Annotated in this window: 24 protein-coding genes; 9 read left to right on the forward strand and 15 right to left on the reverse strand. The window is 72.4% G+C overall.

Annotation, left to right across the window (positions count from 1 at the left end; all coding sequences use genetic code 11):
- The first annotated feature begins 79 nt into the window (after positions 1–79).
- Positions 80–709 carry a ribonuclease III gene (gene rnc, locus K5S26_RS05095; protein ID WP_221856577.1) on the forward strand — a complete coding sequence of 210 codons (630 nt, stop codon included), beginning with the start codon at positions 80–82 and terminating at the stop codon, positions 707–709.
- 3 nt (positions 710–712) lie between these two features.
- Positions 713–1,633 (forward strand): bifunctional DNA-formamidopyrimidine glycosylase/DNA-(apurinic or apyrimidinic site) lyase, encoded by a 921-nt coding sequence (gene mutM, locus K5S26_RS05100; protein ID WP_221856579.1) that lies wholly within the window; start codon positions 713–715, stop codon positions 1,631–1,633.
- A gap of 52 nt (positions 1,634–1,685) precedes the next feature.
- On the opposite strand, the gene K5S26_RS05105 is transcribed toward mutM, so the two are convergent.
- The 4 genes from K5S26_RS05105 to K5S26_RS05120 are packed head-to-tail and all read right to left on the reverse strand — an operon-like array spanning position 1,686 to position 3,314.
- Complete coding sequence (locus K5S26_RS05105; RefSeq protein WP_221856581.1) at positions 1,686–2,090, reverse strand: hypothetical protein; 405 nt, start codon at positions 2,088–2,090, stop codon at positions 1,686–1,688.
- Entirely contained in the window at positions 2,087–2,347 is a 261-nt protein-coding gene (locus K5S26_RS05110) for a hypothetical protein (RefSeq protein ID WP_221856583.1), read from the reverse strand. Before K5S26_RS05110 ends, K5S26_RS05105 begins: the two co-directional genes overlap by 4 nt.
- The gene (locus K5S26_RS05115) at positions 2,344–2,673 is read right to left on the reverse strand and encodes a hypothetical protein (protein WP_221856585.1); all 330 of its coding nucleotides are present in this window, start codon (positions 2,671–2,673) and stop codon (positions 2,344–2,346) included. The genes K5S26_RS05110 and K5S26_RS05115 overlap by 4 nt, the downstream gene beginning before the upstream one ends.
- A gap of 11 nt (positions 2,674–2,684) precedes the next feature.
- Entirely contained in the window at positions 2,685–3,314 is a 630-nt protein-coding gene (locus K5S26_RS05120; RefSeq protein ID WP_221856587.1) for a TetR/AcrR family transcriptional regulator, read from the reverse strand.
- Between the two features lie 91 nt (positions 3,315–3,405).
- Between K5S26_RS05120 and K5S26_RS05125 the strand changes: the two genes are divergently transcribed.
- Both K5S26_RS05125 and K5S26_RS05130 read left to right on the forward strand, forming a co-directional pair.
- Entirely contained in the window at positions 3,406–3,858 is a 453-nt protein-coding gene (locus K5S26_RS05125; protein WP_221856588.1) for a hypothetical protein, read from the forward strand.
- A gap of 309 nt (positions 3,859–4,167) precedes the next feature.
- Positions 4,168–4,815 (forward strand): SatD family protein, encoded by a 648-nt coding sequence (locus K5S26_RS05130; RefSeq protein ID WP_221856590.1) that lies wholly within the window; start codon positions 4,168–4,170, stop codon positions 4,813–4,815.
- Between the two features lie 2 nt (positions 4,816–4,817).
- Here the strand turns inward: K5S26_RS05130 and cofD are convergent, their stop codons facing one another.
- The 3 genes from cofD to K5S26_RS05145 all read right to left on the reverse strand — a co-directional run bounded on the left by cofD (position 4,818) and on the right by K5S26_RS05145 (position 7,375).
- Positions 4,818–5,786 carry a 2-phospho-L-lactate transferase gene (cofD, locus tag K5S26_RS05135; protein ID WP_221856592.1) on the reverse strand — a complete coding sequence of 323 codons (969 nt, stop codon included), beginning with the start codon at positions 5,784–5,786 and terminating at the stop codon, positions 4,818–4,820.
- A gap of 63 nt (positions 5,787–5,849) precedes the next feature.
- Entirely contained in the window at positions 5,850–6,923 is a 1,074-nt protein-coding gene (locus K5S26_RS05140) for a GNAT family N-acetyltransferase (protein WP_221856594.1), read from the reverse strand.
- Positions 6,924–7,003: 80 nt separating this feature from the next.
- Positions 7,004–7,375 carry a hypothetical protein gene (locus K5S26_RS05145; protein ID WP_221856596.1) on the reverse strand — a complete coding sequence of 124 codons (372 nt, stop codon included), beginning with the start codon at positions 7,373–7,375 and terminating at the stop codon, positions 7,004–7,006.
- Positions 7,376–7,980: 605 nt separating this feature from the next.
- Here K5S26_RS05145 and smc point away from each other — a divergent pair.
- Both smc and K5S26_RS05155 read left to right on the forward strand, forming a co-directional pair.
- Positions 7,981–11,544, forward strand: a complete 3,564-nt coding sequence (gene smc, locus K5S26_RS05150) for a chromosome segregation protein SMC (RefSeq protein WP_221856598.1) — start codon at positions 7,981–7,983, stop codon at positions 11,542–11,544.
- On the forward strand, positions 11,541–12,656 hold the full coding sequence (locus K5S26_RS05155) for a class I SAM-dependent methyltransferase (protein ID WP_221856600.1): 1,116 nt from the start codon (positions 11,541–11,543) through the stop codon (positions 12,654–12,656). The genes smc and K5S26_RS05155 overlap by 4 nt, the downstream gene beginning before the upstream one ends.
- On the opposite strand, the gene K5S26_RS05160 is transcribed toward K5S26_RS05155, so the two are convergent.
- Both K5S26_RS05160 and glgA read right to left on the reverse strand, forming a co-directional pair.
- On the reverse strand, positions 12,628–13,107 hold the full coding sequence (locus tag K5S26_RS05160) for a bleomycin resistance protein (protein ID WP_221856602.1): 480 nt from the start codon (positions 13,105–13,107) through the stop codon (positions 12,628–12,630). The two genes, K5S26_RS05155 and K5S26_RS05160, sit on opposite strands and share 29 nt — an antisense overlap.
- Before the next feature lie 42 nt (positions 13,108–13,149).
- Positions 13,150–14,349 (reverse strand): glycogen synthase, encoded by a 1,200-nt coding sequence (gene glgA, locus K5S26_RS05165; protein ID WP_221856604.1) that lies wholly within the window; start codon positions 14,347–14,349, stop codon positions 13,150–13,152.
- Positions 14,350–14,424: 75 nt separating this feature from the next.
- On the opposite strand from glgA, the gene glgC reads away from it, so the two are divergent.
- Together glgC and ftsY are read left to right on the forward strand one after the other, a co-directional pair.
- Positions 14,425–15,672, forward strand: a complete 1,248-nt coding sequence (gene glgC / locus K5S26_RS05170) for a glucose-1-phosphate adenylyltransferase (protein ID WP_221856606.1) — start codon at positions 14,425–14,427, stop codon at positions 15,670–15,672.
- Between the two features lie 90 nt (positions 15,673–15,762).
- A complete protein-coding gene (gene ftsY / locus K5S26_RS05175; protein WP_221856608.1) occupies positions 15,763–16,641 on the forward strand; it encodes a signal recognition particle-docking protein FtsY in 879 nt (292 codons plus the stop codon).
- Between the two features lie 46 nt (positions 16,642–16,687).
- Here the strand turns inward: ftsY and K5S26_RS05180 are convergent, their stop codons facing one another.
- The gene (locus tag K5S26_RS05180) at positions 16,688–17,407 is read right to left on the reverse strand and encodes a B3/B4 domain-containing protein (protein ID WP_221856610.1); all 720 of its coding nucleotides are present in this window, start codon (positions 17,405–17,407) and stop codon (positions 16,688–16,690) included.
- Positions 17,400–18,011 (reverse strand): helix-turn-helix domain-containing protein, encoded by a 612-nt coding sequence (locus K5S26_RS05185; RefSeq protein WP_221856612.1) that lies wholly within the window; start codon positions 18,009–18,011, stop codon positions 17,400–17,402. Before K5S26_RS05185 ends, K5S26_RS05180 begins: the two co-directional genes overlap by 8 nt.
- A 171-nt stretch (positions 18,012–18,182) precedes the next feature.
- Here K5S26_RS05185 and K5S26_RS05190 point away from each other — a divergent pair, with 171 nt between their 5' ends.
- Positions 18,183–18,683: a DUF2004 domain-containing protein gene (locus K5S26_RS05190; RefSeq protein ID WP_221856614.1), complete on the forward strand. Its 501-nt coding sequence runs from the start codon at positions 18,183–18,185 to the stop codon at positions 18,681–18,683.
- Positions 18,684–18,723: 40 nt separating this feature from the next.
- Here the strand turns inward: K5S26_RS05190 and K5S26_RS05195 are convergent, their stop codons facing one another.
- From K5S26_RS05195 to K5S26_RS05210, 4 genes are read right to left on the reverse strand one after another with little or no spacing between them, the layout of a single operon-like run.
- Positions 18,724–20,268 carry an ATP-binding cassette domain-containing protein gene (locus K5S26_RS05195; protein WP_221856615.1) on the reverse strand — a complete coding sequence of 515 codons (1,545 nt, stop codon included), beginning with the start codon at positions 20,266–20,268 and terminating at the stop codon, positions 18,724–18,726.
- Positions 20,265–21,110, reverse strand: coding sequence for an ABC transporter permease (locus tag K5S26_RS05200; RefSeq protein WP_308122772.1), 846 nt, complete (start codon positions 21,108–21,110; stop codon positions 20,265–20,267). Before K5S26_RS05200 ends, K5S26_RS05195 begins: the two co-directional genes overlap by 4 nt.
- Positions 21,107–22,189 (reverse strand): ABC transporter permease, encoded by a 1,083-nt coding sequence (locus K5S26_RS05205; RefSeq protein WP_221856617.1) that lies wholly within the window; start codon positions 22,187–22,189, stop codon positions 21,107–21,109. The genes K5S26_RS05200 and K5S26_RS05205 overlap by 4 nt, the downstream gene beginning before the upstream one ends.
- Positions 22,170–23,816 (reverse strand): ABC transporter substrate-binding protein, encoded by a 1,647-nt coding sequence (locus K5S26_RS05210; RefSeq protein WP_221856619.1) that lies wholly within the window; start codon positions 23,814–23,816, stop codon positions 22,170–22,172. The genes K5S26_RS05205 and K5S26_RS05210 overlap by 20 nt, the downstream gene beginning before the upstream one ends.
- Positions 23,817–23,878: the final 62 nt, after the last annotated feature.

The raw sequence follows: 23,878 nt of genomic DNA on the forward strand, positions 1-23,878 counted from the left end.
GCCCCCCCCCCCCCCCGCGGCGGGGCGCCCCCCCCCCCCCCCCCCGCGGGCCCCCCCCCCCCCCCCCCCGCTTCTCGGCTTGGCGCTGACGCACCGCTCGTTCGCCTACGAGAGCGGCGGGATCCCGCACAACGAGCGCCTCGAGTTCCTCGGCGACTCGGTGCTCGGTCTCGCCGTGACGACGATGCTCTACACGCGCTTCCCCGAGCTCGAAGAGGGACAGCTGGCGAAGCGGCGTGCGAGCGTCGTGTCGACGGTGGCGCTGGCCGAGGTCGCGCGCGCGATCGGGCTGGGCCAGCACCTTCGCCTGGGCAGGGGTGAGGAGCTCACCGGCGGGCGTGACAAGGACTCGATCCTCGCGGACGCCATGGAGGCCGTCATCGGCGCGACGTATCTGTCGGCCGGCAGCGAGGTCGCGGCCGCGATGGTGCTGCGCCTCGTCGAGCCGCTGCTGCAGGACCCCGAGCGCTACGGCGCCGCGATGGATCCCAAGACGGCGTTGCAGGAGATCGCGGCGAGGCAGGGACTGACCCCTCCTGCGTACGCGGTGGAGGCGAGCGGCCCCGATCACGACCGTCGTTTCGTCGCGACGGTGACCGTGGGCGAGCTCGTCGCCACGGGCGAGGGAACGAGCAAGAAGACGGCCGAGATGGCCGCCGCGCTCGACGCCTGGCGTCGGCTGAGCGAGCCTGCCGGCGCGCGCGCCTGACGCATGCCCGAGCTTCCGGAGGTCGAGGTGGTCCGCGCGGGCCTGGCTCCCGCCGTGGCCGGTGCGCGCGTGCGGGGGGTGGAGGCGCATGACCCGCGGGCCCTGACCCGTCACGTCGGCGCTCCGGCCGACTTCGAGGCGCGCCTCACCGGCCGGGAGATCGCCGGCACGGCGAGGCGCGGCAAGTTCCTGTGGATGCCCCTCTCCGACGATCCGGCCCGCGGGCCGGAGGCGGTGATGGTGCACCTCGGAATGAGCGGCCAGATGCTGCTGCGCGCTCCGGGGGCGCCGGCCGAGCGGCACGAGCGCGTGCGGGTCTGGATCGAGCATCCGGATCACGGTGAGCTCGCGGTGGTCTTCGCGGACCAGCGCACGTTCGGCTCGTTGGCGATCGACGAGCTCGTGCCCACTCCCGACGGGAACCCCGGCGGCTTCGGCGACGCGGCGCCCCTCGTGCCGCGTCAGGCGGCGCACATCGCCCGCGATCCCCTCGACCCCGCGTTCGACGACGCGCTGTTCCGGCGGAGGCTGTCGGGCAAGGCGTCGGCGGTGAAGCGCGTGCTGCTCGACCAGACGGTCGTGAGCGGCGTCGGCAACATCTACGCCGACGAGGCGCTATGGGCGTCGCGCATCCACCCCGAGACGCTCGGTCGCGATCTGTCGACGCGAGCGGCGAACCGCCTGCTGGCGGAGGTGCGGGCCGTGCTGGCCAAGGCCCTCGCCGAGGGAGGCACGAGCTTCGACGCGCAGTACGTCAACGTGAACGGCCAGGCGGGGTACTTCGCGCACTCCCTGAACGCCTACGGGCGGCGCGGCAAGCCGTGCCCCCGCTGCGGCACCACGATCGTCCGCGAGCGGTTCACGAATCGTTCGAGCCACGTCTGCCCGCGCTGCCAACGCCGACCGATGCGCGTCGAGACCTGAGCGCAGCCGTGCGACGGCGCGCCGTCGGCGGGGTTCTCCCACTGCTTCGGCGTCACGACGGCTCGTCTAATCCGGCGCCGTTCTCGTCGTGATAGACGTCGCGCGCGACCGGCACGGCATACGTCCAGTCGAACGGGAAGAGGTCTCGCTCCTCGGCATCCAGAGCACGGCGGACACGCGTCGTGTCCGAGGGGGACATCCACGCTCCGTCGATCTTCCACTGCACGCTCACGAGGCCCCCGCCCGCTGAGGTGTCGACCTCGAAGACGGAGGGGATGCGATCGCCGCGTGGCAGGGTCGTCGTTCCGGCGATCCAGTACACGCCGTCGTCCTCGGGCACGATCTCGACCTGAAGCACCGTCGGAGCGTGCGAGCGAGGGGCGATGCGGATGACGAAGCTCGGCGACCCGTTCAGCAGGTTCAGCCATCGGACCGTAGCGGCGTCCGGCTCGGTCATCGGCGATCAGCTTCCGGCCGCTCGGTACCTGCGCAACTGCATCCTCTTCGGCGGCTCCGGGCCGCCGCGATGACCTGCCGGGTCGCGGCGAGCTTCTCGTCGTAGCTGCCGGGCGCGCTGCCGGAGGACTTCTGCTCCCAGCCCGGGGGCGCATGCAGCGCATCGCTCCAGGCGAACAGCTCGGGCTGCGCCGGCACCTCGCCGAGCGTCGCGCGACCGTCGCCCGCCGGCTGCTCCGGCGCTGTCGGCACCGTCATGAGCGGGGACCGAACACGTCGGCGGAGGTCAGGTCGTCGAAGCGGGCGAGCAGCCGGTATCCGTCGTAGACCTCGGTGCGGTCGGCGAAGACCCGGGCGGTGCGGATGATGCCCGTGCCGCGCATCGAGGGGGCGCGAACCTGGTCCGGCTCTCCGGCGATGTGGATCACGACCTCCATGCCAGGGCCGCCCGTGCCGGGAGGGAGCGGCCCGATCGCGTCGAATCCGCCGTACTGCTCGCCGATACGGGTCAGCACCTCCGCGATGAACGGTGTGGGTCCCAGGGGTGGCTCGGGCTCGGAGGGCGTGCGTCGGAACAGTCCCATGTGTCGTCTCCTCAGCGGCGGTCGGTGGCGGGTCGGGTACGCGCAGCCGAGCAGGCGAGCCCGATGCCGTGCAGGATCGCCTCGGCCTGCTGCCGGCGATCGGGCGCGCTGCGGTGAGCGATGCGCGGGAAGTCCTGAAGGGGGTCGGCGTCGCGGATGGCGTCGGTGCCGGATGTCCAGCCCTCGCCGTCGAGGACGCTGCTGCCGTAGAACCAGCCGACGACGAGGTCGTGCGCGTCCCGGGGATCGAGTCTCCCGTGCTCTGTGAGCGCCATGATCGTCTCGCTGAGGATGAAGGAGCATCGCCCGAGCACTGGGCCCCGGCGCAGCAGCGAGACCGTGCCCGGGGTGGACAGGACGCGCACGGCTCGGTCGGCGAGCTCGAGGAGCGCGCAGTGGGCGCACTCGTGATCGAGCAGCTCCTGCGGCTCGAGACGTCCCAGCCGCTCGTCGGCGAGGTCGTGCCAGATCGCGTCCAGCGACGGGAAGTAGGTGTAGAGCGCGTTGACGGCGACGCCGACCTCCGCGGCGACGCCTCGCAACGAGATGCCCTCGACCCGCCCGCGGTCGACGAGAAGCCGGTCGGCGGCGCGAAGGACGCCCTCCGCCGTGATGCCCCCGCGCGGGCCGCGTGCCGCCATGGACTCCTCCTCGAGATCGCTGGTCGACAGACGTCGCCGCTCCGTGTACAACTAAGTATGTACAGTGTACAGACTCGAGTTGGAAGACAGAGTGACCCCGCCGACCGACCGCCCGCTCCGTGATCCCGCATCCGAGCTCGCCGAGCGCATCCGTGCCAGGCGGCTGCCCGAGGCCGTCGTGCAGATCGCCACCCGCGGCGGTGCGGCGGTGCATCCGGCCCTCGGGTATCGCGCCGCAGACGTGTGGGAGAGACCGGACGGGCCTGCGTGGGAGATCGTGGCCGCCTCGGGTCGCCAGGATCTCGTGCCGCTGTGGACGTGCGGGACCGTGGCGGTCTTCTCCGCCGCCGACGGCTCGTTCCTGCAATGGGACGCGGAGGAGGACGGGCCGTGGGCGGTCTGGCCGGACTTCGCCGGGGCGGTGCGCGACCTGCTCACCGATCTCTGGGAGGACGACGCCGACGACGGAGACCGTGCCGTGATCGCACGGCTGCTCCTGCCGGAACATGAGATCGCCGCAGCGCTGGTCCCGGAAGAGCGGTGAGGACGACGGACGCATGAACATCTTCTTTCCCGAGGTCGAGCTGCCCGGGTCGCGACAGGTGCGAGTGCATGAGCGCATCGCCGCGCATCGTCGCGGGACTGCGCGGCGTGATCGAGGAGATGTTCTCGAACGACTGGTACGACGAGCGCGCAGAGGCGCTGTTCGCTCGTCCGGCGGTCGGAAATCCGGTCCATCGTGCTGACCGGCGAGCCGCCCGCGGCCGTCGGCGATGTCATGGATCAAGTGATATCACGAATTACTTAAGCTAAAACGCTTAATTGAGCGACCGTATTAGTGTACTGTCGTCGCATGGCCGTCACGATCATCTCCGACGTCGTCTCGTCGCGGAACGCTCCGGACCGGAACGCGCTGCAGCGCGAGATCGAATCGGCGGCGCTGGCCGTCGAGAAGGCGCATCCGCGCGCGGCGCAGCCATGGTGGCCGACTGCCGGAGACGAGTTCCAGGCCGTGTACGACACGATCGAGGACGCTCTGGTCGCCACCCTGTATCTGCAGCTCGCGCTGCCCGAGGGCATCGCCTGTCGGTTCGGGATCGGCGTGGGCGACATCACGCCCGTCGAGTCGTCGCTCGCCGACGCCATCCAGGATGGTCCGGGCTGGTGGGCCGCACGCGAGGCCGTGCAGCGTGCCGAGGAGCGGGACCGGGGCCGGTTTCCCGGAGGACGCTCCTGGCTGACCGTGCACGAGACCGCGTCGGCGGAGCTCCGCGCCCAGGAGGGCATCGTCAACGCCTACCTGCTGCTGCGCGACCAGGTCGTGGCCGACATGAACGCGCGCGCCCGTCGTGCCGTGTTCGACAGCTGGCTCGGGCTGCAGCAGAAAGAGATCGCGGAGAAGGAGGGCGTCACTCAGGCGGCCGTGTCGCAGGCGATCAACAAGCCGCTGGTGCGGGCTCTGCGGCTCGGGGCGAAGGATCTGGGCCTTCCCACCGGCTGACGTCACCGCAGCGCGGCGGACAGCTCCAACGCATCGGCCGCGAGCTGCGCCGAGGTGTCGGCGTCGCGCATCCACAACGGCACGGAGCGGGTCGCGATGCCCGCTCGCTCCAACGGCGCGACGGCATCGCCGTCGGCCTCGTCGACCAACCACCCGTCGAGCACCCCGCCGGCGTCCCGGGCTCCGTAGAGACGCCCGACCGCCTCCGCGGACGTCTCCACACCGATCGCGGCGAGGCACGCGTCCGCCATGCCGCGCACGACGCCGCCGGAGATGATGCCCGACACGCCGACGACCGGGGCCCCTGCGGCGGCGAGAGCCTCGCGGATCCCGGGCACCGCGAGGAGGGGCCCCACCGAGACGACCGGGTTGGAGGGGGCGATCAGCACGGCGTCCGCGCCGGCGATGGCCTCGAGCGCACCGGCCGAGGGCGTCGCGCGTCCGATGTCGCGCTGGACGAAGCCCGTCGCGGGCAGCTGCGCGCGGTGACGGACCCACCACTCCTGGAAATGGATCCGCTCGCCGTCGGCCAGGAGGACGTGGGTGTCGATCTCCGCATCGGTCGCGGGGTGCAGCGTCGCGCCCAGGTCCCAGCGCGACCCCAGACGGCGATACACCTCGGACACCGACAGCCCGTCGCGCAACCACGCCGTCCGGGCGATATGCGTGCCGAGGTCGAGATCGCCGAGCGTGAACCAGTCGGGCGCGGTGCCCCACGCGGCGAGCTCCGCGGACACGCGCTCCGACTCGTCGGCGCGCCCCCACCCCCGCTCGGCGTCGTTCACCCCCGCGAGCGCATACAGCAGGCTGTCGTGGTCCGGGGCGATCCGGAGCCCCGACACCCACCAGTCGTCGGCGGTGTTGACGACCACGTCGATGCGGTGGTCTCCTCCGTCGCGTCGCACGTGCTCGCGCAGGCCCTTCACGAAGCGGGCGCAGCCGACGCCGCCGCCGATCACGGTGTAGTTCACCCCACAACCGTAATCGGGGCGGCGCCGCGCAGGCGCCGAGGCCTCCGTGCGAGCGCGCCGGGCTCAGGCCAGCCTCTTCTCCCACGCGCCCGCGTAGCCCGCGGGTGCGAAGCCGACGGCCTCGTTCACGTCGAGCATGTACCGGTTCTCCTCGGCGTTGAACGTCGAGACGACGGGCGACTCCGGGACGTGCTCGTGCCAGCGCTGCAGGCCGATGCACTTGACGATCGTGCCCAGGCGCCGACCGCGGTGCTCGGGCATGACGAGCGTGCCCCACTGGCTCGTCGGGCGTGTGCGATCGCGTGCGATCGACAGCTCGTTGAACGCGGCGACCTCGCCCGTCGGCTCATGGATCACCAGGGTGACGCCCATGAGCACTCCCGCCTCCGCGAAGCGGACGTCGCGCTGCAGCACCCGTTCGGCGTCCCACACCGACTGCTCGAACGACAGCTCGCCCGCGGGCACGTCCGAGCTCATCCGGGCGATCGCCTTGGCGTAGCCTGCCGCGTACGCAGGGGGAGTGGCGCCGACCCACCAGACCGGGCGGTAGTCCGGGCCGGCCTTCGTCAGCGCCGACTCGAGCAGGCGGCGGACGGCGTCGTACGGGCCGTCGAGGTCGAACGCGCTGTTGCGCTCGACCTGGCCGAGCGCATAGCCCGCGCGGAGCATCCGTCGCGTGGCCGCATCCCTCTCGGGGATCCAGCCGGCGCCCGTCGGCGGCACGAGACGGTCGTCGACCGGGTCCGGCCGGTGGATCGTCCAGGTGTGCAGAAGGGTCCTGCCGTGCCGCCGCGCGATGCGCTCGCTCTCGGCGAGCAGCGCGTCGGCGACGGAACCGTCGTCGTGGCCCTCGGCGAGGACGAGGTCGACCTCGGCCGACTCGCTGGTGGTCTTGTCGATGTCGACGCGCGTGCCGCCGACGACGCGGCCGTCCACGCGGGCGACGGCGCCGACGGTGACGCTGTACGGCGTCTCACGCAGCCGGCCGAGCAGCTCGTGGGGGTCGTCGTCGTGCAGGTCCGTGCCCGAGGCGCGGCGCCATTCCGCGTTGCCGATGCGCACGAGGTCGACGAAGTCCGCCGCGTCGGCGGCGTCGAGCGTCGCCGGCACGACGAGGGGGTCGATGCGGATGTCCATGGGTGGTGCTTCCTTCTGGGTGGTCCTCGTCGAGAGGATCGGTGCCGGGCGGGACGTGCGTCCCGCCCGGCCGGGTGGGATCAGCGGCCGTACTGGCCGGTGTGCGCCGTCAGGGCGCTTCGTGCGCGAGCGCGTTCGACGTCGAGCAGGTGCTCGCGCATCGTGCGTTCGCTGAGCGAGTCGTGGTCGCTCGGAGCAGCCCAGCGCCGCGGCCTCCTCGGCCGCTCCGGCCTGGTGCTCCACAGCAGCAGCTCGAGCCCGACCCACAGCGTCAGCCGCCTGCGCCACCCGACGGAGTCGTGCAGGGCGGTGCGTGCCTCGGGGGCCCGCAGCGCGCGCACGGCCTGTTGGGGAGGGCCGGGCGGATGCGCGAGCTGCGCCGCGCGAGCCTGCGAGTCCTGACCGTGCTCGCGGGCGTCGGCGGGCGCGGTGGTGTTGAGGATGTTCGACATGGTGTCGCTCCTAGGTGTCGGCGCCCCGGCGGGACGCGGTGAGTGCGGCCCCGGACGGGGACGGATGATGGCCCCTTCGGGGCGGATGAGGGCCCCGATCGGGGCGACGGAGCGCGGCGGGACGCGCGCCCGTGACGTGCGGGACGGGTCGGACCGAGCGGACGAGGTCGCGGCTCAGACGCGGTGCAGGGGCTCGTACGAGCCGGCCGCCGACACGATCGCCGTCCGCGTCGTCAGTGGCGACGAGTCGCGCTCACTGCTCGCTCGTGACGAGAGAGGGGAAGCGTGGCCGTCCGATGTCAGCCGAGGACTCGGGACGAGCGGATCGCGCGACGATCCGCTCCCCGTGCCGCGCGAGCGGGGACGGGCGTCGTGCCGCAGAACGGGTTCACTGGCGTGGTGATCATGGCGCCCTCCTCTCAGGCTCGTGGGCTTGCGGAGGACGACACTATCCGCGCCACTCAGCCCACGTCAAGCCGATTCTCAGGATCCGTCCCGCTTCGTGTGCGCGTCGCGCGGCCCGCGGCGGGCCGTCCGGTAGCGTGAATCCCGGCGTTTTCCCGCGATCTGACGGGAAAAGACGGTTCGAGGAGAGGGAGGCGCGAATGCACCTGAAGAGCGTGACGCTCAAGGGCTTCAAGTCGTTCGCGCAGCCGACCACGTTCGCGCTGGAACCGGGCGTGACCGCGATCGTCGGTCCCAACGGATCCGGCAAGTCCAACGTCGTCGACGCGCTCGCGTGGGTGATGGGGGAGCAGGGGGCCAAGACCCTGCGCGGCGGGAAGATGGAGGACGTCATCTTCGCCGGTACCTCGACGCGAGGGCCGCTCGGCCGCGCCGAGGTGCAGCTCACCATCGACAACGCCGACGGTGCCCTGCCCATCGAGTACAGCGAGGTGACGATCAGTCGCACGCTGTTCCGCAACGGCTCCAGCGAGTACGCCATCAACGGCGAGTCGTGCCGACTGCTCGACGTGCAGGAGCTGCTGAGCGACTCGGGTCTGGGGCGCGAGATGCACGTGATCGTCGGGCAGGGGCGGCTCGACGCCGTGCTGCAGGCGACCCCGGAGGACCGGCGCGGGTTCATCGAGGAGGCGGCGGGCATCCTGAAGCACCGGCGCCGCAAGGAGAAGACCCTCCGAAAGCTCGAGGCGATGGAGCAGAACCTGACCCGCCTCAGCGACCTGGCCGGCGAGATCCGGCGTCAGCTCAAGCCGCTCGGCAAGCAGGCCGAGATCGCCCGCGAGGCGCAGACCATCGCGGCGATCGTGCGCGACGCCAAGGCCCGGCTGCTCGCCGACGAGGTCGTGCAGCTGCGCGCGGCGCTCGCCGACCACGCCCGCAGCGAGCATGAGCGCCACACCGAGCGCCTGGTGCTGCAGGAGCAGGTCGACGGCGTGCGGGCGCGCATCGCTCAGCTCGAGCGCGAGCAGAACGCCGAGGCCGTCGACGAGGCACGGCGCGTGGCCTTCGCGCTCGAGCAGGTTCAGGAGCGCCTGCGCGGCCTGTACACCCTGGCGAACCAGCGCCTCGCGCTGCTCGGTGCAGACGACGATCCCGATGCCGTCGCGATCACCGTCACACAGGCGGCGATCGACGAGGCCCGTGCGGAGATCACCGAGATCTCGGACGGTCTGGGCGCCGCCCAGGACGCCGTGCAGGAGGCGGCACGCGCCCTCGTGCGTGCCCGCGGGGAGCTCGACGCCCTCGATGCCGACATCGCGGAGCAGAGCGCGCTGGTCTCTGAGCACGATATGAGGCTGACGGCTCTTGGCGGATCCGCGGAGGCCGCGCAGTCGGCGCTCGCGGCGGTCCGCGGAGGCGTGCTGAGGCAGCAGAACGCGCTCGACGCCGCCAACCAGCGCCGCATCGAGGCCTCCGAGGAACTCGAGCAGATCGACCCCGCCACGACCGTCGAGGGGTCGGCGGCCGAGCACCAGGCGGCGTACGAGGCGGCGCAGCGCGAGACGAACGAGGCCGAGTCGGAGCTGGAGCGCATCCGCGAGGCGCACCGCGCCGCGGAGCGCGAGGCCGACGCGCTGACCGCGAAGGTCGCGGCCCTGTCGAGCGCGCTCGACGTGCAGAACGGCGCGGCCGCGCTCATCGCACGCGGGGGCGAGGGCGTACGGGGGCTCGTCGGCGACGAGGTGCACGTGGAGGCGGGATACGAGGCGGCCATCGCCGCCGTGCTGGGCCCCTTGGCAGAGGGCGTGCTGGTGGAGACCCGCGCCGCGGCGTACGCCGTCGCGCAGGCCGCGCCGGAGTTCGGCGTCGTCGACATCGTGATCGCGGACTCCCACGGGGCGTCGCCGTCTACTCCCGTGGTCCCGGGCGTCGTGGCCGCGAGCGACGTGGTCCGAGCGCCCGAAGGGGTGCTGCGCATCCTCGGGCATGTCGCCGTCGCCGACGATCTCGAGGCCGCCCGCGCCGCGTTCGACGCCGCGGAAGCCGGCGCGAGCGAGCGACTGACCATCGTGACCCGGTCGGGCGAGGTGTGCACGGCGCAGACGCTGCGCGCCGGCACCGGCGAGCGGTCGCGGCTCGAGCTGCAGGCGGAGCGGGACACCGCGGCGAGCCGTCTCGACGAGGTGCGCGTGCAGGTCGACGACCTGTCCATCCAGCGCGCAGAGGCCACGGAGCGCCTCCAGACCTCGCGCCGGCTCGCGAAGGAGGCGCTGCAGGAGCTGCGCGAGCACGACGCCCAGCTGGCGCAGCACGCGGAGCGGCTCAACAAGGCGACCGTCCGCCACGAGGCGGCCGTCGCCGAGTGCGACAGGCTCGAGGCCGGGCTCGCCCAGGCTCAGGGCGCCGTCGCCGACGCCGAGGCCAAGGCGAGGGCCGCCTCGGACGAGCTGAACTCCGCGCTCGAGGCCCCACGGCCCATGCTCGATGCCTCCGCGCGCGACGGCTACCTCGCGGCTCTCGAGGAGGCCCGCGAGGAGGAGATGCGGTCGCGCCTCGAGGTCGAGACCCTCCGCGAGAGGGTGCGCGCCGCCGAGGCTCGGGCAGCGAGCCTCGAACGGCAGCGAGAGCGCGAGAGGGAGGCCGCCGCGGCGGCGGCACGGCGGGCCGTGATCCGCCGTGCCCAGCGAGAGGTCGCCGAGGGGGTCGCGGCCGAGCTGCCGCATCTGCTCGACTCCGTGGATCGGTCCGTCACCGAGGCGCGGGTCGCGCTGGCGGAGGCGGAGGGGGCTCGCGCGACCGTCACGAGCGAACTGCGCGAGCTGCGCGGTCAGGAGGCGGGCCTGCGCGAGCGCCTCGCCGGTCTGACCGAGAGCGTGCACGGCCTGGAGCTGCAGATCCACGAGAAGAAGCTGCACGTCTCGAGCCTGCTGGAGCGTGTCTCCAGCGAGCTTGGTCTCGGCGAGCAGATCCTCGTCTCGGAATATGGACCGGATCAGCCCGTTCCTCGGGATACGGCCGACATCCGACCCGTCGCGGACCTCGTCGAAGGGGTCGAGCGTGACGAGCATGCCGACGAGGGAATGCCTGCGACGATCCCCTTCGATCGGAGGATGCAGGAGCGACGCCTGCGCGACGCCGAGCGCAAGCTGGGTCAGCTCGGACGGGTCAACCCGCTGGCGCTCGAAGAGTTCGCGGCCCTCGAACAGCGCCACAAGTTCCTGACGGAGCAGCTCGACGACCTGGTCGCGACCCGCAAGGACCTGATGACGATCATCGCCGATCTCGACGAGCGCATGCAGACGATCTTCGAGGCCGCGTTCGAGGACACCCGGGTCGCGTTCACCGAGGTCTTCCCGATCCTCTTCCCCGGCGGCACGGGGTCGATCGCCCTGACGAACCCGAACGACCTGCTCACCACGGGCATCGAGGTGTCGGTCAGGCCCGTGGGCAAGAAGATCGAGCGGCTCTCGCTGCTGTCCGGCGGTGAGCGCTCGCTGGCCGCCGTGGCGTTCCTGACGGCGATCTTCAAGGCGCGCCCGAGCCCGTTCTACATCCTCGACGAGGTCGAGGCCGCGCTCGACGACGCGAACCTGGGCCGCCTCCTCGGGGTGTTCGAGCAGCTGCGCGAGTCGAGCCAGCTCATCGTCATCACGCACCAGAAGCGCACCATGGAGATCGCCGACGCGCTCTACGGCGTCTCGATGCGACAGGACGGCGTCTCGGCGGTGGTGGGGCAGCGCATCTCCGAGCGCGCGGCCTCGTGAGCCTCGCGGTCGAGGCCTTCGATGCGATCGCGCCGCGGCTGCGCCGATGGCCCGACGTCGAGGCGCACGACCTGGTCGCGGCCGACGCGAGCGATCGGCTCATCCTGAGCGAGGCGGGCGAGATCGGCGGCGAGGTCGCGGTGATCGGCGACCGCTACGGCGCGCTCGCGCTGTCGCTGCTGACGGCGGATCCCGGCATCCGGATCCGGATCCATCAGGACGCCCTCACGGGGGAGCGGTCGCTCGCAGCGAACGCCGAGGCGCTCGGCATCCCGTTGGACCGCGTGACGTGGCATGACCTCGATTCGTCGCTCGTGGCCGGGGCTCCGCTCGTGCTGCTGCAGCTGCCGCGGTCGCTCGATGCGCTGGACGAGATCGCCGGCGTCGTCGCGACCGCGCCGGACGTGCGGATCGTCGCGGGCGGGCGCATCAAGCACATGACGCTCGGCATGAACGACGTGCTGGCGCGTCACTTCTCGGAGGTGCGCGCGAGCCGCGCCGTGAGCAAGTCGCGCGTGCTGCGCGCAAGCGGGCCCATGACGTGCCGCGGCGACGCGTGGCCACGGGCTCAGGAGCATCCGGACCTCGGCATCACGGTGCGCGCGCACGGCGCGGCGTTCGCGGGCACGTCGGTCGACATCGGCACGCGGTTCCTGCTGGACTTCCTGCCGGACATGCGTGCGGCCGACACGGCGATCGAGCTCGCCTGCGGCACGGGCGTGCTCGCGACCACGCTCGCGAGGCTGCGCCCGGGCGCGCGGACCATCGCGACGGACCAGTCCTCCGCGGCCGTCTCGTCCGCTCGCGCGACAGCCGCCGCGAACGGCGTCGAGATCGAGGTCGTCCGCGACGACGGGCTCGGCGCGCAGCCGGACGCGTCCGCCGACCTCGTCCTGTTGAACCCGCCGTTCCACTCGGGCGCCGCGGTGACCGATGCGATCGCTCCGCGGTTGTTCGCGGACGCCGCGCGCGTGCTGCGCCCCGGCGGCGAGCTCTGGTGCGTCTTCAACTCCCACCTCGGCTACCGCCCGGTCCTCGAGCGCACGGTCGGGCCGACCCGCCAGGCCGGTCGCAACGCGAAGTTCACCGTGACGGCGAGCGTCCGGCGCTGAGACTGATCGGGCGCTCGGCCGTCGGAGACAGCGGGCGCCGCCCCAGTGACATCTGGAAGCGCAGCAGATATCCGTCCGGATCGGCGACGAGGAACTGCCGCACCCCCGCTTCTTCCGCGCCGATTCGGTACCACCTGGTCTCGGGCTCCATGAAGAGGGGGTGTCCCGCCTCGTGCAGCGCCAGGATGATCGGCTCGACGTCGGGGACGGAGATCTGGAAGTTCACGCCCCGCCCGAGCGGACGATCGAGAGGCGCGGTGACCCAGTTCCTTCCGATGCCCTGCTGCTCGAGCATCACGTGCGCGGATCCCGATGAGATGTAGGCGAAGCCCTCGTCCTCGCGCTGGTAGTCGATCGAGAACCCGCAGAGGTCGCACCAGAACGCCATGCTCGCGCGCGTGTCGGTGACGAGAAGCTCAGGGACGAGTCCGGGATCCGCGGGTGAGGTCATGGCTTCATCGTGTCAGCCGTACGAGCGGCCGATCGCCCGGAGTCAGCCGGCGAGCACGTCGGCGTAGAGCGCCCGGGTGCGATCGGCGATCGCGAGCCACGAGAACTCGTCCTCGGCCCGGCGCCTGCCGGCCTCGCCGAGCGCGCGGGCGCGATCCGGCTCCGCCACCATCTCGATGAGCGCGGCCGCGAGGTCGGCGACGAAGCGGTCGGGATCGGTCGGGGTGCCGGTGCCGTCGTCGAGCTGGTCGAGCGGCACGATGGCACCGGTCGTCCCGTGCGCCACCACCTCCGGGATGCCGCCGGTGCCCGTCCCGACCACGGGCGCGCCGCACGCCATGGCCTCGAGGTTCACGATCCCCAGCGGCTCGTAGACCGACGGGCAGACGAACGTCGTCGCCGCGCTCAGCACCGCGCAGAGCTCATGGCGGGGCAGATGACGGTCGATCCAGACGACGCCGTCGCGCGTCTGGCGGAGCTCCGCGACCAGAGCCTCGACCTCCGCCAGGATCTCCGGGGTGTCGGGCGCGCCCGCGCACAGCACCAGCTGCACGTCGGGCGGCAGCAGGCGGGCCGCGCGCAGCAGATACGGCAGGCCCTTCTGACGGGTGATGCGACCGACGAAGACGACCGACGGGCGATCCGGGTCGACGCCGAGGGAGCGCACCGCGTCCGGCGCGTGCACGGGGCGCCAGGCGTCCAGGTCGATGCCGTTGTAGACGACCTGCACCCGCTCCGGGTCGAGGTCGGGGTAGACGCGCAGCAGGTCTCGTCGCATCCCCTCGCTCACGGCGACGACCGCGTCGGCCGCGCCGAGGGACTCGCGCTCGATCCAGCTCGACAGGCGATAGCCGCCGCCGAGCTGCTCGGCCTTCCACGGCCGCAGCGGCTCGAGGCTGTGCGCGGTCGCGACGTGCGGGATGCCGTGCAGCAGCTTCGCGACGTGGCCGGCGAGGTTCGCGTACCAGGTGTGCGAGTGCACCAGATCGGCGCCCGCGGCGTCCCTCGCGATCTCGAGGTCGACGCCCATGGTCTGCAGCGCGCCGTTGGCGTCGCCGAGGCCCGCGGGCACGTCGTACGCGAACGTCCCGGGCTCGTCGCGCGCGGCGCCGAAGCAGCGCACGACGACGTCGATCGCCTGCTCGCCGGAACGGCGGAGCGCCTTCACCAGCTCGGCGGCATGGACCCCGGCACCGCCGTAGACGTCCGGTGGATACTCCCGGGTGAGCAGGTCGACGCGCATGGTGTCAACTTAGTGCGGCGAGGGCGTCGGTGACACTAGTGTCGGCACCAGGTCCACGGAAGGGCGAGGTGGCGCATGGCCGCGACGAAGAAGGTCCTCGGCATCGTCCTCGCGGGCGGCGAGGGAAAACGGCTGATGCCCCTCACCCTCGATCGCGCGAAGCCCGCGGTGCCCTTCGGCGGACACTACCGCCTGATCGACTTCGCGCTGTCGAACCTGATGAACTCCGGCCTGCGACAGGTGGTCGTGCTGACCCAGTACAAGTCGCACAGCCTGGATCGGCACATCTCGACGCTGTGGCGGATGAGCGGGATGTTCAACTCGTACGTCACGTCGGTGCCGGCGCAGCAGCGTCTGGGCAAGCGGTGGTACCTGGGATCCGCCGACGCGATCCTGCAGAGCCTGAACCTCGTCTACGACGAGAGGCCCGACTACATCGTGGTCGTCGGCGCCGACCACGTCTATCGCATGGACTTCGAGCAGATGATCGACGCGCACATCGCGTCCGGGGCGGAGGCGACCGTCGCCGCGATCCGACAGCCGATCTCGCTCGCCGACCAGTTCGGCGTCATCGACGTCGATCCGGACCGCCCCGCCGAGATCCGCGAGTTCCTCGAGAAGCCGGCGGATCCGCGCGGCCTGCCCGACTCTCCGGGGGAGGTGCTCGCGTCCATGGGCAACTACGTCTTCACCGCCGACGCGCTCGTCGAGGCCGTGCGGGCGGACGGTGAACGGGCCGACTCGAACCACGACATGGGCGGCGACATCGTGCCCTACTTCGTCGAACGCGGCACGGCCGGCGTCTACGACATGAAGCACAACGAGGTGCCGGGCAGCACCGCCCGCGACCGGTACTACTGGCGCGATGTCGGCACGATCGAATCGTACTTCGACGCGCACCAGGACCTGATCTCGGTGCTGCCGATCTTCAACCTCTACAACGACGCGTGGCCGATCTTCAGCCGCCAGGACAACCTGCCGCCCGCGAAGTTCACCCGTGACGCACGCGGCACCCTGAGCACCGTGATCGACTCGATCGTCTCCCTCGGATCGGTCATCTCGGGGGCGCACATCGAGCGCAGCGTGCTGGGCGCGCGGACGGTGGTGGAGTCGGGGGCCATGCTGAGCGACTCGATCGTGTTCGATCACACGCGGATCGCCGCGGGCGCGACCGTGCGCCGCGCGATCGTCGACAAGAGCGTCACCGTGGAGACCGGCGCGACGATCGGCATCGATGCCGCGCTCGACCGCTCCCGCGGGTTCACGGTCACCGACACCGGGATCACGGTGGTCGGCAAAGGCGTGACCGTCACTCGGGACTGAGACGGCGCGGCCCCGACGCGAGGCGGCGCGGGCCTGCGTCCGAGGCCGCCCGCGTCCGTGGCCGCCTGCGTCCGAAATAGAGTGGACACCATGGCAGAGAAGTGGTCCCTGGGGCGTGCGCTGCGCGGAGTGTTCGTACGGCCGACGATCGACGACAGCACGTGGGAGGACCTCGAGGCCGCGCTGATCACCGCCGACTTCGGGCCCGACATCGCCGATCAGGTGATCGAGGAGCTGCGCGAGAGCGTGGAGCGCTTCCGCACCACCGACCCGCGCGACCTGCATCGGATGCTGCGGGAGACGCTGGAGGAGCGCTTCGCGAAGTACGACTCCACGCTCACGCTCACGGAGCGCCCGGCGGTCGTGCTCGTGGTCGGCGTGAACGGGGTGGGGAAGACGACCACGATCGGGAAGTTCGCGAACTTCCTGCGCCGTTACGACCGCTCGGTCGTGGTCGGCGCAGCCGACACGTTCCGCGCCGCCGCCGTCGACCAGCTCGCGACGTGGGCCGAGCGCGGCGGGGCGGCCATCGTGCGCCCGGATCGCGAGGGGCAGGACCCGGCCTCGGTCGCCTTCCAGACCATCGACTACGCCAAGCGCGAGGGCGTCGAGATCGTGCTCGTCGACACCGCCGGTCGTCTGCACACCAAGGGCGGGCTCATGGACGAGCTGACGAAGATCCGCCGGGTGATCGAGAAGCAGGCACCGATCAGCGAGGTGCTGCTCGTGCTCGACGCCACCACCGGTCAGAACGGCGTCATGCAGGCGGAGGCCTTCCTGCAGCACGCGGGTGTGACGGGCCTGGTGCTCTCGAAGCTCGACGGCTCGGCCAAGGGGGGCTTCGTCCTGGCGGTGCAGGAGAGGACCGGCATCCCGGTGAAGCTGCTGGGCCAGGGCGAGGGCATCCGCGACCTCACGGGCTTCACCCCCCACGTCTTCGTCCAGTCGCTCGTCGAAGGCTCGATCTAGCGCCTGGGCGGCGGCCGCGGCGGCGAGGGACGGTCGCGCGCGACGCTCAGTCGTTCGGCGCCCGGAGGATCCGGTGGGCGACGTGGACGTCGTCGCCGAGAGCGACGAGTCGATGCGCCAGCTCGGCGGCCGCGGCCTCGAGGGCGTCGTCGTCGAGCGGACCGAGCGCGTCGAGGATGAACAGCGCCGACGTCGTCTCGTCCGTGAGCTGCGTGCGGCGGCCTTGGCGCCAGTTCCATCGTCGGCAGGTGACGCCCCCGTCATCCCGCCAGACGACCTCGCCGCCGTCAGGGTGCTCCGTCGAGGGGGTGCCTCCCGCCATGGTGTCGAACAGCTCGTCTCCGGTGGCGCGCACGAGCTGCGGCGCGCCCTCGTAGCGGTCGAGGTCCTCCCCGCCGATCGGCAGGAGGTGCAGCACCGAGATCGCGTTGTAGAGGTCGGTGAGCCGGTTCACCCGCGGCAGGCCGTCCGATGCCGCGCGGCGCAGCAGCGCCTCGAGGCTGTGACGCGTGCGCTGCGGCTTCGCGCCGAAGTCGCGGTAGGCCTCGCGCCAGGCGGCCACGTGCGGGATCTCCTCGAGCGGGCCCGCTGCGAGGGCAGCCGACGCGGCGGACTCCGCCTCGCGGAGCAGCGCCTCGCCGGCCGCGTCGGTCGGCCCGGGGGAGAGACCGGTCACCCCGAGCAGCGCTGCGCGGTAGTCGGGGCGCAGGGAGAACACCTCTGCCGAGACGACGGCGTGGTCGAGAGCGTGGGTGGGATCAGGCATGCGGGGTCTCCTCCGTGACATGGCCGCCGGCACTCGGGACGCGGCCTCGGGAGCCGGGCTCGAACACGCTCAGCGTGAAGCTGGTGTGGTGCTCCCCGCGGTTGCGGTAGGCGTGGGGGTGATCCCCGGGGAACGCCGTCGCGTCGCCGGGGTGCAGCGTCACCGTGCGGTCGGCGGCGTCCAGGGTCAGGACGCCTTCGCGCACCTGCAGAAGCTCTCGCGTTCCCGGGATGTGGGCGTCGGACTCGTGGGAGTCGCCCGGTGCGAGGGTCCACTCCCACAGCTCCACGACATCGGGGCGGTCGAAGCCGGCGACCAGCGCGCCGCGCCCGCCGCCGGGGCTGCGCCAGAGGATCGCGCCCTCGCCGGCGCGGGTGATGCTCATGGGCCGGTCCCGCACGCGCTCCACCAGCGCCGGCAGCCCGATACCGAGCGCGTCGCTCAGACGGAGCAGGGTCGCCAGGCTGGAGTTCACCGCGCCCTGCTCGACGCTCACCAGCATGCGTCGGCTCAGCCCGGCCTCGGCGGCGAGACGATCGAGGGTCCAGCCATGGGAGAGCCTCGCGGCGCGCACCCGCTCTCCGAGCTCGGCGGCCAGTCGCATGGTCTCCCCGTTCGTGAGTGCAGCATAGTGCACGCTCAGTGCACTATGGACTTCTTCTCGGAACCGCCCTCTCCGGCACGGGCCCCACCCGGGTCTGCCCTCGGGTGTGACGGACACGCGCGGCGACGGGGCGATCTACCGCCGCGGGGGCACGACTGCTTACATAGGGCTATGGCGATCGAACACGACTTCTTCGGGCTGCTGGAGTCGGGCCCCGACGGCTCGATCTTCTGGTCCGAGAACGTCGACCTGGGGGACCAGAACGTGACAGTCGACCTGACCGCTCCCGATCAGGACGACGTCTCCCAGGCCGCCCTCGACGCGGCCGCGGCGATGGTCTCCGCGCTCGAGGAGCTCGACCGCCGTTCGCGCGTCGCGATGCTGGCGGAGGTCGACAACCGGGCCAGCGAGGTGACCGAGTACATCCTCATGCAGCAGGAGACGCTCGGCGACGAGCTGGAGGACTTCCTGGTCGACGTCAGCACCGACCCGGCGGTGGACATCATCCGCTCGCTGCAGCTGATGAGCATGACGATCCTCGCCGACGAGCACGGCGGCGAGGACCCGTTCGCGGTGCTGGAGTACGCGCTCGACCCGGACGCGGCCGACGACGTCCTGCTGGTGAACCTCGACTCCAGCGGGACCGTCCTGTCCGTCACCAGCGCCGACTGAGGAGCCGCCGCCGCCGCGCGGCACGCCGTCCGCCGGTGCGTCAGTCGAGGAGGCTCGCGGCGTCGATGAGCTCGCGTGTGAAGGCGTGCTGCGGCGCGGCGAACACGCGCTCGGTGTCGCCCTGCTCGACGACGCGACCGTGCCGCATCACCGCCACGCGGTCGCTGACCCGTCTGACGACAGCGAGATCGTGCGAGATGAACACCATCGCCAGCCCGTCGTTCCTCTGCAGGTCGAGCAGCAGGTCGAGGACGCCCGCCTGGGTGGTGACGTCGAGGGCCGAGACCGGCTCGTCGCACACGAGGACCTCGGGGCGCGCTGCGAGCGCCCGGCCGATCGCCACGCGCTGCCGCTGACCGCCGGAGAGGGCGGCCGGCCGGCTGCGCGAGAGGTCCGCGTCCAGGCCGACCCGCGCGAGCAGCGCGGCCGGCGAGGGCGCGCCGTCCCTGCGTGCGTCGCGCAGGATACGGCCGACGGTGTGTCGGGGGTCGAACGAGCCCAGCGGGTCCTGCGGGATGAGCCGCAGGCGTGCCCCGGCGCGCGTCCGCACCTCGCCGTCGTCCGGCCGCTCGAGCCCGACCAGCAGGCGCGCGAGGGTCGACTTGCCCGATCCCGATTCGCCGGCGACCCCGAGGACCTCGCCGTCGTGCACCGTCACGTCGACCCCTCCGACGGCCTCGATCGTCCCGCCCGGGGCGGGGTACCGCCGCACCAACGCGGTGCCGGACAGCAGCTCGGCACCGCCCGCGGCCGCGGGTCCTCCGGGCTTCGGCCCGCGGGGCGCGGCACGCAGCAGCGTGCGAGTGGTCGGATGGTCGGGCGACGAGAGGATCCGCGCCGCGTCGCCCTGCTCCACGACCCGTCCGTGCTCCAGCACGGCGATCCGGTCGGCGACGCGCGCCACGGCGGCGAGGTCGTGACTGATCAGGATGAGCCCCGTCCCTTCGTCGCGCAGGCGCGCGAGCAGGTCGAGCACCCGCACGGCGGTGGTGGCGTCGAGCGCCGTGGTCGGCTCGTCGGCGACGATGAGCGGTGCGCCGCCGACGATCGCCGAGGCGATCAGGGCGCGCTGTCGCATGCCGCCCGAGAGCTGGCCGGGGCGCTGCCGGAGGCGCGCCGGGGCCTCCGTGCGTGCCGACCCGCCCAGCGGCAGCCCCGCCGCGTCGAGCGCATCGAGGACGCGGGCGCGGCGATCCGCGCGCCGCACCCCGCGGATCGCCAGCGCCTCGCCGACCTCGGCGCCGATCGTGCGCAGCGGGTCCAGCGACTGCAGCGCGTCCTGGAGCACGAGCGAGACCTGCCGGCCCCTGATCGCGCGCCAGGATCGTTCGGGCAGGCGGCGAACGTCGTCGCCTCCGACCTGGAAGGCGTCCGCCGACACGCGCGCTCCCTCACGGAGTGACAGACCGAGGACCGTGCGCGCGAGCACCGACTTGCCCGCGCCCGACTCGCCCACGATCGCGAGGCACTCGCCGGGCGCGACCTCCAGGTCGACGCCGCTCAGCGCCTCGTGCCACGCGCCGCGGGGGCTGCGCAGCGACACGCGCAGGTCGCGCAGCCGCAGCAGGGGAGCGGTGCCCGTCATCGTCCCTCCGATCCCGCGCCCGACGCGCGGCGGCCGAGCACGGTCAGCACGGTCGCGGTCGCGACGATCGCGGCACCCGGCAGGACCGTCATCCACCACGCCGACGAGATGTACACGCGTCCGGCGTTGAGCATCGCTCCCCACTCGGGCGACGGCGGGAGCGCGCCGAGGCCGAGGAAGCTCAGCGCCGACACCCAGACGATCGCCTGCCCGACGCCCAGCGTGGCCGTGGCCACCAGTGGCCACAGCGTGTTCGGGGCGATGTGACGCACGAACACGGTGAGCGGGCCGGCGCCCTCGTGGCGCGCATAGGCCACGTAGTCGCTGCGCACCACACCGCGCACCCGAGAGCGGAGGATGCGCGCATAGCCCGGTGCGGTGGCGACGCCGATGGCGATGACCGACGCCTGCGTGCCGGGACCGATCACCGCCACCAGCAGCAGTGCCAGGACGAGCGTCGGCAGGGCGAAGAGGACCTCGACGACCCGGGCGATAGCCGTGTCGATCGCCCGGGGCCCCAGCGCTCCGGCGAAGCCGAGCACCAGACCGGCGCCGATCCCGATCGCCGTGGCGGCGAGGCCGATGCCGGCCGAGGCGGCGGCACCGTGAACGACCCGTGCGAACAGGTCGCGGCCCGACTCGTCGGTGCCGAAGGGATGTGTCCACGACGGCGGCGAGAACGCCTCCGACGGTGCGATCGCCAACGGATCGCGGGGGGTCAGCGCCTCCGGAGCGATCACCGCGAGGAGGATCAGCGCCAGCCCGAGCGCGGCCAGGACGCCACCGGGCCTGAGCCTGCGCAGAAGCCTGCCGGTCGGCGTCTCCGTGCCGAGCACGCTCACGAGCCGACCGCCAGCTCGGGGGTGCGTTCGTCCGAGCCACGGCCGCGGAGCGTGCCGGCGGTGCGCAGGCGCGGGTCGACGAGCAGCTCGAGGGCGTCGACGACCGTGACGACCACGACGTACATCACCGCGACGACCACCACCGCGCCGATCACGAGCGGGACGTCGCGGCTCATGGCGGCGTCCAGCAGCAGACGACCGAGCCCTGGCCGCGCGAACAGCGACTCGACGACGACGGCGCCGCTGAGGAGGTTGCCGAACGCCCAGCCCGACAGCGACAGCGCGGGCAGGCTCGCGTGACGCAGCGTATGACTCAGCAGCACCCGCGTCTCACCGGCCCCGCGAGAGCGGGCCGTGACGGCAAACGGCGCCCGATCGGCCTCCTGGAGCGCGTCGCGCGACACCTGGGCGAGGAATCCCGCGATCGGGATGGCGAGCGTTACCACCGGCAGCACCAGGCCCGCCGGGTCTGCGCCGCCGCTGGTCGCGGGCAGGATCCGCAGGGACGAGGCGAACACGAGGATGAGGACCGCGCCCAGCCAGAACTGCGGCATGACGGTGGACACCAGCTCGAGACCGCGCAGCGCCCCCACGGCTGCTCGGCCCGCCCGCCCGCGGGCGGTCTGCGCGATGACCGAGCCGACGAGCGCCAGGATCCAGGCGAGCAGCAGCGCGAGCGCGGCGAGGACGAGCGTCCCCGGCAGCTGCGCCCCGATGAGCTCGGCCACCGGCTGCCGGCGGGCGTACGAGTCGCCCAGCTGGAACGTCGCGACGCGCCACAGCTGCAGCGCGTACTGGACGATCAGCGGCTGGTCCAGCCCGTAGGTCTCTCGCGCGAGCGCCACGGCCTCCGGCCCCGCCTGGGAGCCGGGCCCGCCGAGGATCGCCTCGAGGGGGTCTCCCGATGCCCGCAGGGCGAAGAAGACGATCGTCGCCACGATCCAGACGACGAGCAGCGCGGACCCGATCCGCCGGGCGATCCATGCCGTGACGGATCGGGCGCGCGCCGCCGCTCCGCCCGGCTGCGGGGCAGGGGAGCCCGCCGCGACCACCGGCCGGCTAGCCGGCGAGGCGGGCATCGACGAACGTCGGCGTGGACACGGTGCCGAGCGTCGTCACGCCGTCCACGCCCCGCGTGAGGAAGTGGTTCTGCTGGTCGTACAGCGGCAGGATCGAGTAGCTCTCCAGCACGACACGCTGCGCCTGCGCGTACAGCTCCGCCCGCGCCTCCTCGTCGTGCGTCGCGGAGGCCTGGTCGAGCAGCGCGTCCAGGTCGGGGTCGGAGAGCTGCGACAGGTTGGCGAAGTAGCCGGACGGCGCGGGCGTGATCCCGTCCGAGTGGTAGAGCACGCGCAGCACCTCGGCGCCGACGCGCGTGTACGGCGCGTCCACGGCCTCGTACCGGTACTCGGACTGTCCCTCCGTGTAGCCGATCTCGCCGTACCAGGTGCCGAGGTCGACGGGGCTCAGGATCACCTCGAAGCCCACCTCCGCGACGTTGGCCTGGATCTGCTCGAAGAGCGACTGCTCGGCGGCGACCGACTGGTTGGTGCTCACGGGGAACCTCACCGTCAGGCGCTCCCCGTCCCGCGTGCGCACGCCGTCGTCGTCGCGTTCGGTCCACCCGGCCTCGTCGAGCAGCGAGTTCGCCTCGTCCACGTCGGTGGCGAACAGCGACTCGTCGGAGATGCCCATGGGCTCGCGGCTCGACAGCGGCGAGTAGGACCGCTCGACGGTGTCGAGATAAAGGGACTCGATGCCGGGGCCGGGGTCGGCGGCGCGGACGAACGCCTCGCGCACGCGGACGTCGTCGAAGGGCGCCTGGCTCTGGTTCAGCTCGATGCGGTTGACGGAGCCCGGACGCGGAGCGTTCAGATGCGTGATCTCGTCGCCCGCCTCGGCCGACACGATCGCGTCGGGCTGCGGGTTGTCTATGACGTGCACCTCGCCGGACGTCAGGGCCGCCTGTCGTGTCGCGGCGTCGGGGATGAAGCGCCACACGATCTGGTCGACGTACGCCGCGCCGTCGTGCTGCGCCTCGGGTCCGGGCGTCGCGTAGTCGTCGTTCCGGACGAGGGTGACCTGCTGCTGCGGGACCCACTCGTCGACGATGAACGGACCGGTGCCGATCGGCGCCGCGCAGTTCTCCTCCATGCCGCGAGCGATGCCCGCCGGCGACTGGATCGCGGTCCACGGCATCGACAGCGACTCGAGCAGCGCGGAGTCGGGCTCGGACAGGTGCAGACGCGCGTGCGTCGCGTCGACCGGCTCGACCTCCTCGATCTTCTGCACCGCCAGGTACCCCGTCGACGACTGCGTGGCGGGGTCCTGGAGGTGCTCGATGTTCGTCTTGACCGCCTCGGCGTCGAGCGGAGTCCCGTCCGTGAAGGTGACGCCGTCCTTCAGCGTGATGTCCCAGGTGAGACCGTCGTCCGACACCGCCCATTCCGTCGCGAGCCAGGGCTGGATGACGCCGTCGGCGTCGCGTCCGACGAGGGGCTCGAGGTACTGGGTGCTGAGCAGCGCCTGCGGGTAGTTGCCGCCGACGTGCGGGTCGAGGCAGGTCGGCTCGCCGTCGCCGGTCGCATAGACGAGGGTGCCTCCCTCGACCGGCTCCGACGACTCCTCGCCGGACGGAGCGCACGCGGTGGCGACGAGGGCCACGGCGGAGGCGAGGGCGAGCACGGGCAGGGCGCGACGGAGCATGGGCACCTTCAGGGTGATCGGGTGTTGCCGGGGAATCCGGACTCTGTCCAAGAATACATCCG

The organism is Microbacterium marinilacus, assembly GCF_019753765.1.
GTDB lineage: Bacteria > Actinomycetota > Actinomycetes > Actinomycetales > Microbacteriaceae > Microbacterium > Microbacterium marinilacus.

Excerpts from the sequence above, each read along its gene's own strand:
- K5S26_RS05130 (WP_221856590.1), top strand. The coding sequence starts at position 4,168 with ATGGCCGTCACGATCATCTCCGACGTCGTCTCGTCGCGGAACGCTCCG.
- mutM (WP_221856579.1), top strand. The coding sequence starts at position 713 with ATGCCCGAGCTTCCGGAGGTCGAGGTGGTCCGCGCGGGCCTGGCTCCC.
- K5S26_RS05140 (WP_221856594.1), bottom strand. The coding sequence starts at position 6,923 with ATGGACATCCGCATCGACCCCCTCGTCGTGCCGGCGACGCTCGACGCC.
- ftsY (WP_221856608.1), top strand. The coding sequence starts at position 15,763 with ATGGCAGAGAAGTGGTCCCTGGGGCGTGCGCTGCGCGGAGTGTTCGTA.
- K5S26_RS05185 (WP_221856612.1), bottom strand. The coding sequence starts at position 18,011 with ATGCGACTGGCCGCCGAGCTCGGAGAGCGGGTGCGCGCCGCGAGGCTC.
- K5S26_RS05195 (WP_221856615.1), bottom strand. The coding sequence starts at position 20,268 with ATGACGGGCACCGCTCCCCTGCTGCGGCTGCGCGACCTGCGCGTGTCG.
- K5S26_RS05205 (WP_221856617.1), bottom strand. The coding sequence starts at position 22,189 with ATGCCCGCCTCGCCGGCTAGCCGGCCGGTGGTCGCGGCGGGCTCCCCT.
- smc (WP_221856598.1), top strand. The coding sequence starts at position 7,981 with ATGCACCTGAAGAGCGTGACGCTCAAGGGCTTCAAGTCGTTCGCGCAG.
- glgA (WP_221856604.1), bottom strand. The coding sequence starts at position 14,349 with ATGCGCGTCGACCTGCTCACCCGGGAGTATCCACCGGACGTCTACGGC.
- glgC (WP_221856606.1), top strand. The coding sequence starts at position 14,425 with ATGGCCGCGACGAAGAAGGTCCTCGGCATCGTCCTCGCGGGCGGCGAG.
- K5S26_RS05120 (WP_221856587.1), bottom strand. The coding sequence starts at position 3,314 with ATGGCGGCACGCGGCCCGCGCGGGGGCATCACGGCGGAGGGCGTCCTT.
- K5S26_RS05180 (WP_221856610.1), bottom strand. The coding sequence starts at position 17,407 with ATGCCTGATCCCACCCACGCTCTCGACCACGCCGTCGTCTCGGCAGAG.
- K5S26_RS05160 (WP_221856602.1), bottom strand. The coding sequence starts at position 13,107 with ATGACCTCACCCGCGGATCCCGGACTCGTCCCTGAGCTTCTCGTCACC.
- K5S26_RS05190 (WP_221856614.1), top strand. The coding sequence starts at position 18,183 with ATGGCGATCGAACACGACTTCTTCGGGCTGCTGGAGTCGGGCCCCGAC.
- K5S26_RS05105 (WP_221856581.1), bottom strand. The coding sequence starts at position 2,090 with ATGACCGAGCCGGACGCCGCTACGGTCCGATGGCTGAACCTGCTGAAC.
- K5S26_RS05110 (WP_221856583.1), bottom strand. The coding sequence starts at position 2,347 with ATGACGGTGCCGACAGCGCCGGAGCAGCCGGCGGGCGACGGTCGCGCG.
- K5S26_RS05115 (WP_221856585.1), bottom strand. The coding sequence starts at position 2,673 with ATGGGACTGTTCCGACGCACGCCCTCCGAGCCCGAGCCACCCCTGGGA.
- K5S26_RS05145 (WP_221856596.1), bottom strand. The coding sequence starts at position 7,375 with ATGTCGAACATCCTCAACACCACCGCGCCCGCCGACGCCCGCGAGCAC.
- K5S26_RS05210 (WP_221856619.1), bottom strand. The coding sequence starts at position 23,816 with ATGCTCCGTCGCGCCCTGCCCGTGCTCGCCCTCGCCTCCGCCGTGGCC.